Consider the following 12633-nt stretch of genomic DNA (forward strand, 5'->3'; position numbering starts at 1 on the left):
GCAGCCGGCCGCAACCAGGAGACAACGCGATGACGCCGATCCAGCAGTCCGCCGTTCGCCGTGCGTGCCGATGTTCGGGTGCCGCGTAGGCCACCGCTTCCCGATCGTCCATCCGCGACCCACTCCCTCATGAACAAGACCCCGATTTCCGTCGCACCGCCCAACGGCGCCCATCCGGCCGACGCGCCGGCGCCTGCGGCCCCTGCCGCGCTCGCCGACAGCATCAGCGTGACCGGCTCGCCGCTCGACATCGCGGCGCAGCAGGCCGGCACCCAGACGCTGCTGCGCGGCCTCGCGATCCTCGAGGCGATCGCGGGCGGCGCGCGCGACATGCGCGCGATCGGCGCCGCGCTCGGCACGACGCGCAGCACCACGCACCGGCTCGTCAGCAGCCTGGTGCAGGCGCGCTACCTGCGCCAGGTGCAGGGCGGCTACCTGCTCGGCCCGAAGCTGATCGAGCTCGGCACCATCGCGCTCGAGCAGATGCCGCTGACGGCCGTGGCGCGTCCGCATCTGGAAGCGCTCGCCGAGGCGACGCTCGACACCATCCACCTCGGCATGCGCGACGGCGACGACGTGCTCTACATCGACAAGATTCCCGGCACGCGCGGCCTCGAGATGCGCTCGCGGATCGGCCACCGGATGCCGCTCGCCTCGACCGGCATCGGCAAGGCGATGATGCTCGACCTCAAGCCCGACACCTGGGCCGCGCTGTTCGAGGCGTCGCGCCGCTCGCTGGCCGGCGTGAGCTTCAAGCCGGACCGCCGTCCCGATTCGCCGACCTTCCTGCAGCGCATGGCGCACTACGCGGCGGGCGGCTACACGTTCGACCTCGAGGAGAACGAAGCGTCGATCCGCTGCGTGGCGGCGCCGGTGCGCGACGCGTCGGGCGCGATCGTCGCGGCGGTGTCGGTGGCCAGCACGATTCCGTACATGCCGCTCGACCGGATGGACGAACTGATTCCGATCGTGCAGCGCGAGGCGCGCGCGATCTCGGCGGAGCTCGGCTGGAGCGCGCCGCAAACGACCCGCAGGATCAAGCGATGACGATGTCCCGACCGGCTCCGAGCCCCGCCGCCCCCGCCTTGATCGCGATCGACTGGGGCACCACCTCGATGCGCGCGTTCCTGTTCGCCGCCGACGGCAGCGTGCTCGAATCGAACGCCCATCCGGCCGGCGTGATGAACCTGCCGCGCGCGGGCGGCACGGCCGCCTTCGACGCGGCGTTCGAGTCGGCCTGCGGCGCCTGGCTCGACCGCGCGCCGGGGCTGCCGGTGCTGGCGGCCGGCATGGTCGGCAGCGCCCAGGGCTGGCGCGAGGCGCCCTACGTCAACACCCCGGTCGACGCCGACGCGCTGGTGGCCGGCCTGATCCGCGTCGAATCCTCGCGCGGCGTGGCGGTGGCGATCGTGCCCGGCGTGCTGGAGCCGGGCACGCTGCCCGACGTGATGCGCGGCGAGGAAACCCAGATCGTCGGCGCGCTGGCCGGCGACGCCGCGTTCGCGAGCGGCGCCGCGGGCGCGCTGATCGGCCTGCCCGGCACGCACGCCAAGTGGGCCTGGGTGCGCGACGGGCGCATCGAGCGCTTCCGCACCTACATGACGGGCGAGCTGTTCGCGACGCTGCGCGACCACACCATCCTCGGCCGCACCATGCAGGCCGGCGAGGCCGACCTCGACGCGTTCCGGCGCGGCGTCGGCGTGGCGCGTGAGAGCCGCGATGCGGGCCTGCTCGCCACCATCTTCAGCACCCGCACGCTGGGCTTGACCGGCCAGCTCGCGCCGCAGGCGCAGGGCGACTACCTGTCCGGGCTGCTGATCGGCCACGAACTGAACGCGCTGGTCGCGATGCTGGCCGGGGTCGGCGCCACGCTGGCCGCGCAGCCGCCGAGCCTGATCGGCGACGTGGTGCTGTGCGAACGTTATCTGACGGCGCTGCGCGAGTTCGGCTGCGACGGCGCGCGCGTGGTCGAGCGCGCGACCGAGCGCGGGCTCTGGCGCATCGCCAGCCAGGCGGGCCTCGTCGGCGCCGCCGTCCGCGCGGCGAGCTGAGCGCCGCGCCACCGCATCCAGGAGATTGAACCGATGTCATCCGAACTCACGCTGCCCGCCCCGTACACGCCGCACGAGGGGCTCGCTCGCGCGTTCGCCGCGTGTCCGCTGGTCGCGATCATGCGCGGCCTCACGCCGGCCGAGGCGGTCGGGCACGGCGAGGCGCTGGTCGAGGCCGGCTTCCGGCTGATCGAGGTGCCGCTCAACTCGCCCGATCCGTTCGCGAGCATCGCCGCGCTGCGCGCCGCGCTGCCCGCCGAGGTGCTGGTGGGCGCCGGCACCGTGCTGCGTCCCGAGTACGTCGACGAGGTCGCGCGCGCCGGCGGCGAACTGATCGTGATGCCGCACGCGGACGCCGACGTGATCCGCCGTGCCAAGGCGCTCGGCCTCGCCAGCGCGCCCGGCGTGGCCACGCCGAGCGAGGCGTTCGCCGCGTTGCGCGCCGGCGCCGACGTGCTGAAGATGTTCCCGGCCGAGCAGCTCGGCCCGGTGGCCGTGAAGGCGTGGCGCGCCGTGATCGACGCGCGTGTGCCGCTGGTGCCGGTGGGCGGCGTGACGCCCGACAACATGGGGCCGTACCTGAGCGCGGGCGCCGACGGCTTCGGCCTCGGCTCGGCGCTCTACCGGCCGGGCCAGGGCGTGGCCACCACGGCGCTGCACGCGCGGGCCTATGTGAAGGGCCTCGCGATCGCGCGCGGCGGAGCCGCCAAATGAACCGGCTGGCCGGCAAGACCGCGCTGGTGACGGGCGCGGGCCGCGGCATCGGCGCCGCGATCGCGCTGGCGTTCGCGCGCGAGGGCGCGGCGGTGGTGATCGCCGAGCTCGACGAGGCGGCGGGCCGCGAGGCGGCCGCCTCGATCGCGCAGGCGGTGCCCGGCGCGCGCGTGCTCGCGCAGCGCACCGACGTGACCGATAGCGCCTCGGTGGCCGGCGCGGTGGCCGCGGCCGAGCGCGAGTTCGGCGCGCTCGACGTGCTGGTCAACAACGCCGGCGTGAACGTGTTCTGCGATCCGCTGACGATGCGCGACGAGGACTGGCGGCGCTGCTTCGCGGTGGACCTCGACGGCGTCTGGAACGGTTGCCGCGCGGCGCTGCCGGGCATGGTCGAACGGCGTCGCGGCAGCATCGTCAACATCGCCTCGACGCACGCGAGCCAGATCATTCCCGGCTGCTTCCCGTACCCGGTCGCCAAGCACGGCGTGCTGGGCCTGACGCGCGCGCTCGGCATCGAATACGCGCCGCGCAACGTGCGCGTGAACGCGATCGCGCCGGGCTACATCGAGACGCAGCTGACGCACGACTGGTGGAACGCTCAGCCCGATCCCCAGGCGGCGCGCGAGGCCACGCTCGCGCTGCCGCCGATGAAGCGCATCGGGCAGCCCGAAGAAGTGGCGATGACCGCGGTGTTCCTCGCCTCGGACGAGGCGCCGTTCATCAACGCCACCTGCATCACGATCGACGGCGGGCGCACGGCGCTCTACCACGACTGACGGCGGCGGCCCGCGCGCCGGCGGCAGGCAGGATTGGAAAGACCGCAGCACGCGACGGCCGCGCGCGTGTTGCGTCACAGAACCAGGCGGCCGGAAACGAAAGAAGTGGCACAACAGGAGACGACCCAGATGAAACGCAGAACCTTTGTCACGCTCGCCGCGGCGGCGGCCATCCTCGCCGGCGCGCCGGTGGTCCATGCAGCCGACCCGGTGAAGATCGGCTTCCTCGTGAAGCAGCCGGAAGAGCCGTGGTTCCAGGACGAATGGAAGTTCGCCGAAATGGCCGCCAAGGCCAAGGGCTTCACGCTCGTGAAGATCGGCGCGCCGTCGGGCGAAAAGGTGATGAGCGCGATCGACAACCTTTCGGCGCAGCAGGCGCAGGGCTTCATCATCTGCACGCCGGACGTGAAGCTCGGGCCGGGCATCGTCGCCAAGGCCAAGTCGCACAACCTGAAGATGATGACGGTGGACGACCGCCTCGTGGACGGCAGCGGCAAGCCGATCGAATCGGTGCCGCACATGGGCATTTCCGCCTACAACATCGGCAAGCAGGCCGGCGACGGGATCGCCGCCGAGATCAAGAAGCGCGGCTGGAACATGGCCGAAGTCGGCGCGATCGACATCACCTACGAGCAGCTGCCGACCGCGCATGACCGCACCTCGGGCGCGACCGACGCGCTGGTGGCGGCCGGCTTCCCGAAGGCGAACGTGATCGCGGCGCCGCAGGCGAAGACCGACACCGAGAACGCGTTCAACGCGGCCAACATCGCGCTGACCAAGAACCCGCAGTTCAAGCACTGGGTGGCCTACGGCCTGAACGACGAAGCGGTGCTGGGCGCCGTGCGCGCCGCCGAAGGCCGCGGCTTCAAGGCCGACAACATGATCGGCATCGGCATCGGCGGTTCGGATTCGGCGCTCAACGAGTTCAAGAAGCCGCAGCCGACGGGCTTCTACGGCACCGTCATCATCAGCCCGAAGCGTCACGGCGAGGAAACCTCGGACCTGATGTACGCGTGGATCACGCAGAACAAGATGCCGCCGATGCTGACGCTGACGACCGGCATGCTGGCGACGCGCACCAACGTGAACATGGTGCGCACGGAGATGGGTCTCGCGTCGAACTGATGCGCGGCCGGCCTCGGGCCGGCGCGCATCCGGCGTGAAAGCGGGCCGCCGCGGCGTGCGGCGGCCCGGCAACAAGACAGTGGAGGCGATGTGACTGCGGTTCTGCGTTTCGACAATATCGGCAAGGTCTTCCCCGGCGTGCGGGCGCTCGACGGCATTTCGTTCGACGTCCACGCGGGGCAGGTCCACGGCCTCATGGGCGAGAACGGCGCGGGCAAGTCGACGCTGCTGAAGATCCTCGGCGGCGAATATCAGCCCGATTCGGGCAGCGTGCTGGTGGACGGCGAGCCGGTGCGCTTCACCAGCGCGGCGGCCTCGATCGGCGCCGGCATCGCGGTGATCCACCAGGAATTGCAGTACGTGCCCGACCTCACGGTGGCCGAGAACCTGATGCTCGGCCGGCTGCCGAACGCGCTCGGCTGGGTGCGCAAGGGCGATGCACGGCGCCACGTGCGCGAGCGCCTGGAAGCGATGGGCGTCGACCTCGATCCGCAGGCCAAGCTGCGGCGCCTGTCGATCGCGCAGCGCCAGATGGTCGAGATCTGCAAGGCGCTGATGCGCAACGCGCGCGTGATCGCGCTCGACGAGCCCACCAGTTCGCTGTCGCACCGCGAGACCGAGGTGCTGTTCAAGCTGGTCGACGACCTGCGCGCGCAGGGCCGCGCGCTGATCTACATCTCGCACCGGATGGACGAGATCTACCGGCTCTGCGACGCCTGCACGATCTTCCGCGACGGCCGCCGGATCGCCTCGCACCCGGAACTGGCCGAGGTGTCGCGCGAGCAGCTGGTGAGCCAGATGGTCGGCCGCGAGATCAACGATATCTATCATTACCGGCCGCGCGCGCTCGGCGAGCAGCGGCTCGAGGTGGATGGCCTGGCCGCCGACAAACTGCGCGCGCCGGCCAGCTTCACGGTGCGCGCCGGCGAGATCGTCGGCTTCTTCGGGCTGGTGGGCGCCGGGCGCAGCGAGCTGATGCGCGTGATCTACGGCGCCGACCGCAAGCGCGGCGGCACCGTCACGCTCGACGGCAAGCGCATCGACGTGCGCCGCACCGGCGACGCGATCCGCCACGGCATCGTGCTGTGTCCGGAAGACCGCAAGGAAGAGGGGATCGTCGCGATGGCGACGGTCGCCGAGAACATCAACATCAGCTGCCGCCGCCATTCGCTGCGCGCCGGGATGTTCCTGAACGGCCGGCAGGAGGCGCAGACCGCCGAGCGCTTCATCAAGCTGCTGAAGATCAAGACGCCGAGCCGCCGCCAGAAGATCCGCTTCCTGTCGGGCGGCAACCAGCAGAAGGCGATCCTCTCGCGCTGGCTGGCCGAGCCCGACCTGAAGGTCGTGATCCTCGACGAGCCGACGCGCGGCATCGACGTGGGCGCCAAGAACGAGATCTACCAGGTGATCTACGAGCTGGCCGAACGCGGCTGCGCGATCGTGATGGTGTCCTCGGAGCTGCCGGAGGTGCTCGGCGTGTCCGACCGCATCGTGGTGATGCGCGAAGGCCGGATCGCGGGCGAGGTCGCGCGCGCCGAGGCGAACGAACAGGTGGTGCTGAATCTCGCGCTGCCGCAGGGGCCGGCCGGGCAGGCCGCCTGAGCGGCACGCACGGGCGAACCAATCAACATGGAGATGGCGCGGCCTCGCCGCGCGACGCAGGGAGCGACACGATGCAAGCCAAGGAAAGTATCACGCAGGCAGCCGCCAAACGCGCGGCCGAAGCCTTGATTCCGCAGAGCAACGACCGGCAGAAGTGGTGGCAGCAGATCACCGACTACAGCCTGATCGTGATCTTCGCGGTGATGTTCATCACCATGTCGGTGACGGTCGATCACTTCTTCTCGATCGACAACATGCTCGGGCTCGCGCTGTCGATCTCGCAGATCGGCATGGTCGCCTGCACCATGATGTTCTGTCTCGCCTCGCGCGACTTCGACCTGTCGGTCGGCTCGACGGTGGCGTTCTCGGGCGTGCTCTGCGCGATGGTGCTGAACGCCACCGACAACACCTTCATCGCGATCGTCGCGGCGATCGCGGCCGGCGCCGCGATCGGCTTCGTCAACGGCGCGGTGATCGCCTACCTGCGCATCAACGCGCTGATCACCACGCTCGCCACCATGGAGATCGTGCGCGGGCTCGGCTTCATCGTCTCGCACGGTCAGGCGGTGGGCGTCTCGTCGGAGACCTTCATCGCGCTGGGCGGCCTCGCGCTGTTCGGCGTGTCGCTGCCGATCTGGGTCACGCTGCTCTGTTTCATCGTGTTCGGCGTGATGCTGAACCAGACCGTCTACGGCCGCAACACGCTCGCGATCGGCGGCAATCCGGAAGCCTCGCGCCTGGCCGGCATCAACGTCGAGCGCACGCGCGTCTGGATCTTCCTGGTCCAGGGCGCCGTGACCGCGCTGGCGGGCGTGATCCTCGCCTCGCGGATCACCTCGGGCCAGCCGAATGCGGCCGAGGGCTTCGAGCTCAACGTGATCTCGGCCTGCGTGCTCGGCGGCGTGTCGCTGCTGGGCGGGCGCGCGACGATCTCGGGCGTGGTGATCGGCGTGCTGATCATGGGCACGGTCGAGAACGTGATGAACCTGCTCAACATCGACGCGTTCTACCAGTACCTCGTGCGCGGCGCGATCCTGCTCGCCGCGGTGCTGCTCGACCAGTTGAAGAACCGCGGCACGCGCGACTGACGCGCGCCGGGAGGAACACCAGATGAACCAGGCAATGACGGCCGACGCGGTGCGCGGCGCGCGCTACCCGAGCCTCGCCGATCGCGCGGTGCTGATCACGGGCGGCGCCACCGGCATCGGCGCGGCGTTCGTCGCGCACTTCGCGGCGCAGGGCGCGCGGGTCGGCTTCGTCGATCTCGACGCCGAGGCCGGCACCGCGCTCGCCGAGGCGCTGGCCGACGCGCGCCACGCGCCGGCCTTCGTCGCGGCCGACATCACCGACATCGACGCGCTGCGCCGCGCGATCGAGGAGCTGCGCGTGAAGACCGGCCCGATCGCGGTGCTCGTCAACAACGCGGCGAACGACAAACGCCACCGCATCGAGGACGTCACGCCCGAGTCGTTCGACGCGGCGATCGCGGTCAACCTGCGCCACCAGTTCTTCGCCGCGCAGGCCGTGGCCGACGACATGAAGGCGGCGGGCGGCGGCGCGATCATCAACCTCGGCTCGATCGGCTGGATGCTGAAGAATGGCGGCTATCCCGTCTACGCGACCTCGAAGGCCGCGATCCAGGGGCTCACGCGCTCGCTCGCACGCGATCTCGGGCCGTTCGGGATTCGCGTCAACACGCTGGTGCCGGGCTGGGTGATGACCGACAAGCAGCGGCGGTTGTGGCTCGACGATGCGGGACGCGCGGCGATCCAGGCCGGCCAGTGCCTCGACGCCGAACTGCTGCCGGACGATCTGGCGCGCGCCGCGCTGTTTTTGGCCTCCGACGACAGTCGCATGATGACGGCGCAGGACGTCGTCATCGACGGCGGATGGGCTTGATCCGGCACGCGCAGTAGCCAGGCGGCGGCCCGAGTGGCGCCGCCGCAGACAGGAGACGATCATGACGACATCGACCATCGGCAATGTGCCTTCCGCGTCCGCCGCGCGCTCGCGGCGCGCCCGCCTCGCCGCGGCCGCGCAGCCGGTGAGCCCCGGGCCGCAGACCTCGAGCGTCGCGCAGGGCGTACACGAGGCGGCCGACGCGGCGGTCACGCTGGCCAGCGCGGAGTTGCGGCTCGACGTGGTGCCGCATCTGGGCGGCGGCATCGCGCGCTTCGACTGGCGCGGCGACGGCGCCTCCACGCCGATCTTCCGCGGCTGCGACCACGTCGATGCCGGCACCGATCCGAACGCGCTCGGCTGCTATCCGCTGCTGCCGTATTCGAACCGGATCGGCGGCGGGCGCTTCGAGTGCGAGGGGCGCCCCGTCGAGGTGCCGAGGAACCGCCAGGTCGAGCCGCTGCCGATCCATGGCGACGGCTGGCTCGCGCGCTGGCACATCGACGACGTCTCGCCGACCGGGCTGCAGCTCTCGCTCGATCGTCGCGACGGCGCGCCCTACGCCTATCGCGCGACGCAGTCGTATGCGCTCGACGGCGCGACGCTGACGATCGCGCTGGCGATCGAGAACTGCGGCGCCGAGCGGCTGCCGTTCGGGCTCGGCGTGCATCCGTTCATCGTGCGCGACGCCGGCACCGAACTCGCGGCGGCCGCCAGCGGTCTCTGGCTGTCGGGCGCCGACTGGCTGCCGCGCCGCCACGTGACGGTGCCGCCCGCCTGGCAGTTCGGCATCGCCTATCCACTGCCCGGCACGCTCGTCAATCATGCGTTCACGGGCTGGGGCGGCCGCGCGACCGTCGCCTGGCCGTCGCGCGGGCTGACCATGGACATCGAATCGGACGCCGACTGCTACGTGCTCTACACGCCGCCCGGCGAGTCGTTCTTCTGCTTCGAGCCGGTCGATCACCCGATCAACGCCGTGAACCTGCCCGGCGGCGCCGAGCTGCACGGCATGACGCTGCTCGGCCCCGGCGAGCGGCTCGCGCGGCGCTTCCGCTTCACGGTGGAACGCGCCGACCCGCGCGCGGCGTCGGCCGCCGCGCGAGGCGCCCCGGCGCGCTGAAGCGGCGCCTCGGTTCGACGCCGGGCCTCGACGCCAGGCGCGGTCCGGCCCGGCCCGCGCGATGGCTGCGGGTAAAATACGCGGCATTTCCTCAACGATCCGCCGCGAAACATGTCCGCTCCGCTGACCTTCATCGACACGCTGCGCGCCGCCTGGCAGCGCACGAACTCCCTGCTCTGCGTCGGACTCGACCCCGAACCGACGCGGTTTCCCGCGCAGTTCGCGAACCGCCCCGACGCGATTTTCGATTTCTGCCGCGAGATCGTCGATGCGACCGCGCCCTACGCGAGCGCGTTCAAGCCGCAGATCGCCTACTTCGCCGCGCACCGCGCCGAGGATCAGCTCGAACGGCTGATCGCGCACATCCACCTGCAGCATCCGGGCCTGCCGGTCGTGCTCGACGCGAAGCGCGGCGACATCGGCAGCACCGCCGAGCAGTACGCGCGCGAGGCGTTCGAGCGCTATCGCGCCGACGCCGTGACCGTCAACCCGTACATGGGCTACGACTCGATCGAGCCGTATCTCGCCTACGAGGACAAGGGCGTGGTGGTGCTGTGCCGGACCTCGAACCCGGGCGGCTCCGACCTGCAGTTCCTCGAGACGGGCGGCCGGCCGCTCTATCAGGTGGTGGCCGAGCTGGCCGCGACGCGCTGGAACGCGAAGACCGGGCAGCTCGCGCTGGTGGTCGGCGCGACCTTCCCGAAGGAGATCGAGATCGTGCGCGGGATCGTCGGCGAGATGCCGCTGCTGATCCCGGGCATCGGCGCGCAGGGCGGCGACGTGCAGGCGACCGTGGCGGCCGGCCGTACCGCCGACGGCGGCGGCATGATGATCAACTCGTCGCGCGCGATCCTCTACGCGAGCAACGACGAGGATTTCGCCGAGGCCGCCGCGCGCGTCGCGCAGGCCACGCGCGACACGATCAACGCGCATCGCTGATCGCCGATGCCCGAGCCGCCGCGCGCGGTTCGAGCCGACGAAAAAGGGCGCCTCGCGGGGCGCCCTTTCTGCTGGCGTGTACGGCCGGCGGAGCCTGGCCCGCCGTGCGGGATCAGCGCTCGCGTTCGTCGAGCAGCTTCAGCAGCCCGCGCAGCGCGTGCGCGGCTGCCTGCACGCGGATCTGCTCGCGGTCGCCCTTGAACACGAGCGTCTCGACCTCGGTGTGGAGCCGGTTGCTCCAGCCGAACGAGACGGTGCCGACCGGCTTGTGCTCGGAGCCGCCGCCGGGGCCGGCGATGCCCGTCACCGACAGCGCGACCTGCGCGCGGCTGTTGCGCAGCGCGCCCTCGACCATCGCGCGCGCGACCGGCTCGCTGACGGCGCCGTGCTTCTCGATCAGCTCGTGCGGCACGCCGATCATCTCGGTCTTGGCCTGGTTCGAGTAGGTGACGAAGCCGCGCTCGAACCAGGCGCTGCTGCCGGAGATGTCGGTGATCGCGGTCGCGATCATGCCGCCCGTGCAGGATTCGGCGGTCGCGAGCGCCAGGTGTTCGTCGCGCAGCTTGTTGCCGGCGCGGATCGCGAGCTGGTGGACGACGGAATCGGTCGGCATGCGTGCGGACTCAGCGAAGAGTGGGAAACAGGGCGCGCCACGTCGCGATGACGAGCAGCGTCAGGAACGCGGCGACGAGATCGTCGACCATGATGCCAAAACCACCTTTCAAACGGCGATCGAGATCGCGCACCGGCGGCGGTTTGCCGCCGTCGAACAGGCGGAACAGCACGAACGCGACCAACTGCTGCGAGAACGTGGCCGGCGTGACCAGCAGCATCACGAGCCAGATCGCCACCACGTGGTCCCAGACGATCGCGCGCGGCCGGCCGCCGCCGAGCGCGCGCGCCGTGCGGCCGGTGGCGATCACGCCGAACACGAAGCCGAGCGCGATCAGCGCGAGCGTGGCGGCCGCCGGCAGGCGCGGCGCGAACGCGACGAAGCTGAGCCAGCCGAACAGCGAGCCGGTGAAGCCTGGCGCGAACGGCGCGAGGCCGGTGCCGAAGCCGAGCGAGAGCAGGTGCAGCGGGTGCGAGCGCATGAACGGCGCGCTCGCGCGGCGCGGCAGCGGCTGCGCGTCGTCGACGTCGTGGATGTCGCCGGCATCGCCTGCGTGGTCACGGCGGGCGGTTCGGCCCGACGCGCCGCCGTGGCCGCGCACCGTCACGAGGGCCGTGCCGGGGCGGGGCGTGTCGGCGCGCGGCGCCGGATCGTCATTGACCGGCATGGAAATGATCGAAGCCGCGCAGCGTCAGCGCGAGCGGCGCGCCGTCGCCGTCGAGCCAGCGGATGGCGGGCACCTCGTCGGGCGCGGCGAGCTCGCGGATCGTGCCGATCCGCGTGACCGCCACGCCGGCCGTCACGCCGGCGGCCAGCACGGCTGCGTGCGCGGCGGCCGGCGCCGTGAAGCAGAGTTCGTAGTCGTCGCCGCCCGCCAGCGTGCAGGTGCGCTGCAGCTCGGGCGCGAGCGTGGCGAGCGCGGCCGAGCGCGGCACCGCGTCCACCTCGATGTCGGCGGCCACGCGCGAGCGTTCGAGGATGTGCCGCAGGTCGCCCGCGAGGCCGTCGGAGATGTCCAGCGCCGCGTGCGCGATGCCGGCCAGCGCGAGGCCCAGCGCGACGCGCGGCTCCGGCCATTCGAGTGCGCGGCGAAATACCGCATCTTCGGCGGCGCCGGCCGCCCATTCGCCGCGCGCCACGCCGAGCCCGGCGCGCGCGTCGCCGAGCGTGCCCGACACCCAGACCTCGTCGCCGGGGCGCGCCGCGTCGCGGCGCAGCGCGCGATCGGGGCCGACGTCGCCGAACACGGTCACGCACAGGTTGAGCGGCCCGCTCGTCGTATCGCCGCCGACCAGCTCGCAGCCGTAGCGGTCGGCAATCGTAAACAAACCGTCGGAAAACGCGTCGAGCCAGTCGGCGTCGGCGCGCGGCAGCGCGAACGCGAGCGTGAACGCGCGCGGCTGGGCGCCCATCGCGGCCAGATCGGACAGGTTCACGGCCAGCGTCTTGTGGCCGAGCGCGCGCGGCGCCACGTCGGCGAAGAAGTGACGGCCCTCCACCAGCATGTCCGTCGAAATCGCCAGCATCGTATCCGGATGCGGCGCCAACAGCGCGCAATCGTCGCCGATGCCGAGCGCGGCGCGCGCTTCCGGCCGCCGCGCGCGGCGCGCGAAATAGCGGTCGATCAACGAGAATTCGGACAGTGGGGAGGTGACCACGGCGAGCCTTTCCGGCGGCAGGATGAGGGGCGGCCATTGTAAGGCGGCGGCCCGCCGTTACGTGCATTCCGGCCGGGCCGTGGTGGCCGGAACGAAAAATTTCGAATAAGGATTGGCGCTACAATGTGGGCCG

General features: G+C 71.5%; 13 protein-coding genes. 10 read left to right on the top strand and 3 right to left on the bottom strand.

Features of this window, described 5'->3' with window-relative positions:
* Window positions 1-129: 129 nt before the first annotated feature.
* The 10 genes from bpln_RS02510 to pyrF all read left to right on the top strand — a co-directional run bounded on the left by bpln_RS02510 (window position 130) and on the right by pyrF (window position 10229).
* Complete coding sequence (locus bpln_RS02510; RefSeq protein WP_055138010.1) at window positions 130-1047, top strand: IclR family transcriptional regulator; 918 nt, start codon at window positions 130-132, stop codon at window positions 1045-1047.
* Window positions 1044-2051, top strand: coding sequence for a 2-dehydro-3-deoxygalactonokinase (locus tag bpln_RS02515; protein ID WP_042623821.1), 1008 nt, complete (start codon window positions 1044-1046; stop codon window positions 2049-2051). The genes bpln_RS02510 and bpln_RS02515 overlap by 4 nt, the downstream gene beginning before the upstream one ends.
* Before the next feature lie 33 nt (window positions 2052-2084).
* Window positions 2085-2765: a 2-dehydro-3-deoxy-6-phosphogalactonate aldolase gene (locus bpln_RS02520; protein ID WP_055138011.1), complete on the top strand. Its 681-nt coding sequence runs from the start codon at window positions 2085-2087 to the stop codon at window positions 2763-2765.
* Window positions 2762-3541 carry an SDR family oxidoreductase gene (locus bpln_RS02525; RefSeq protein ID WP_055138012.1) on the top strand — a complete coding sequence of 260 codons (780 nt, stop codon included), beginning with the start codon at window positions 2762-2764 and terminating at the stop codon, window positions 3539-3541. The genes bpln_RS02520 and bpln_RS02525 overlap by 4 nt, the downstream gene beginning before the upstream one ends.
* 129 nt (window positions 3542-3670) lie before the next feature.
* Window positions 3671-4666, top strand: a complete 996-nt coding sequence (locus tag bpln_RS02530; RefSeq protein ID WP_042623824.1) for an arabinose ABC transporter substrate-binding protein — start codon at window positions 3671-3673, stop codon at window positions 4664-4666.
* 90 nt (window positions 4667-4756) lie between these two features.
* Window positions 4757-6268, top strand: a complete 1512-nt coding sequence (gene araG, locus bpln_RS02535; protein ID WP_055138013.1) for an L-arabinose ABC transporter ATP-binding protein AraG — start codon at window positions 4757-4759, stop codon at window positions 6266-6268.
* Between the two features lie 71 nt (window positions 6269-6339).
* Window positions 6340-7356: an L-arabinose ABC transporter permease AraH gene (gene araH, locus bpln_RS02540; protein ID WP_042623826.1), complete on the top strand. Its 1017-nt coding sequence runs from the start codon at window positions 6340-6342 to the stop codon at window positions 7354-7356.
* Between the two features lie 22 nt (window positions 7357-7378).
* The gene (locus bpln_RS02545) at window positions 7379-8167 is read left to right on the top strand and encodes an SDR family NAD(P)-dependent oxidoreductase (RefSeq protein ID WP_042623827.1); all 789 of its coding nucleotides are present in this window, start codon (window positions 7379-7381) and stop codon (window positions 8165-8167) included.
* Between the two features lie 61 nt (window positions 8168-8228).
* The gene (locus tag bpln_RS02550) at window positions 8229-9290 is read left to right on the top strand and encodes an aldose 1-epimerase (protein WP_042623828.1); all 1062 of its coding nucleotides are present in this window, start codon (window positions 8229-8231) and stop codon (window positions 9288-9290) included.
* Window positions 9291-9401: 111 nt separating this feature from the next.
* Entirely contained in the window at window positions 9402-10229 is an 828-nt protein-coding gene (pyrF, locus tag bpln_RS02555; RefSeq protein WP_055138014.1) for an orotidine-5'-phosphate decarboxylase, read from the top strand.
* 112 nt (window positions 10230-10341) lie between these two features.
* On the opposite strand, the gene bpln_RS02560 is transcribed toward pyrF, so the two are convergent.
* From bpln_RS02560 to thiL, 3 genes are read right to left on the bottom strand one after another with little or no spacing between them, the layout of a single operon-like run.
* The gene (locus bpln_RS02560; RefSeq protein ID WP_042623830.1) at window positions 10342-10842 is read right to left on the bottom strand and encodes a CinA family protein; all 501 of its coding nucleotides are present in this window, start codon (window positions 10840-10842) and stop codon (window positions 10342-10344) included.
* 10 nt (window positions 10843-10852) lie between these two features.
* Entirely contained in the window at window positions 10853-11509 is a 657-nt protein-coding gene (locus tag bpln_RS02565; protein ID WP_082465171.1) for a phosphatidylglycerophosphatase A family protein, read from the bottom strand.
* Window positions 11496-12500, bottom strand: coding sequence for a thiamine-phosphate kinase (gene thiL / locus bpln_RS02570; protein ID WP_055138015.1), 1005 nt, complete (start codon window positions 12498-12500; stop codon window positions 11496-11498). Before thiL ends, bpln_RS02565 begins: the two co-directional genes overlap by 14 nt.
* Window positions 12501-12633 lie beyond the last annotated feature (133 nt).

Source organism: Burkholderia plantarii, from assembly GCF_001411805.1.
GTDB classification, from domain to species: domain Bacteria; phylum Pseudomonadota; class Gammaproteobacteria; order Burkholderiales; family Burkholderiaceae; genus Burkholderia; species Burkholderia plantarii.

Excerpts from the sequence above, each read along its gene's own strand:
- bpln_RS02510 (WP_055138010.1), top strand. The coding sequence starts at position 130 with ATGAACAAGACCCCGATTTCCGTCGCACCGCCCAACGGCGCCCATCCG.
- bpln_RS02515 (WP_042623821.1), top strand. The coding sequence starts at position 1,044 with ATGACGATGTCCCGACCGGCTCCGAGCCCCGCCGCCCCCGCCTTGATC.
- bpln_RS02520 (WP_055138011.1), top strand. The coding sequence starts at position 2,085 with ATGTCATCCGAACTCACGCTGCCCGCCCCGTACACGCCGCACGAGGGG.
- bpln_RS02525 (WP_055138012.1), top strand. The coding sequence starts at position 2,762 with ATGAACCGGCTGGCCGGCAAGACCGCGCTGGTGACGGGCGCGGGCCGC.
- bpln_RS02530 (WP_042623824.1), top strand. The coding sequence starts at position 3,671 with ATGAAACGCAGAACCTTTGTCACGCTCGCCGCGGCGGCGGCCATCCTC.
- araH (WP_042623826.1), top strand. The coding sequence starts at position 6,340 with ATGCAAGCCAAGGAAAGTATCACGCAGGCAGCCGCCAAACGCGCGGCC.
- bpln_RS02545 (WP_042623827.1), top strand. The coding sequence starts at position 7,379 with ATGAACCAGGCAATGACGGCCGACGCGGTGCGCGGCGCGCGCTACCCG.
- bpln_RS02550 (WP_042623828.1), top strand. The coding sequence starts at position 8,229 with ATGACGACATCGACCATCGGCAATGTGCCTTCCGCGTCCGCCGCGCGC.
- pyrF (WP_055138014.1), top strand. The coding sequence starts at position 9,402 with ATGTCCGCTCCGCTGACCTTCATCGACACGCTGCGCGCCGCCTGGCAG.
- bpln_RS02560 (WP_042623830.1), bottom strand. The coding sequence starts at position 10,842 with ATGCCGACCGATTCCGTCGTCCACCAGCTCGCGATCCGCGCCGGCAAC.
- bpln_RS02565 (WP_082465171.1), bottom strand. The coding sequence starts at position 11,509 with ATGCCGGTCAATGACGATCCGGCGCCGCGCGCCGACACGCCCCGCCCC.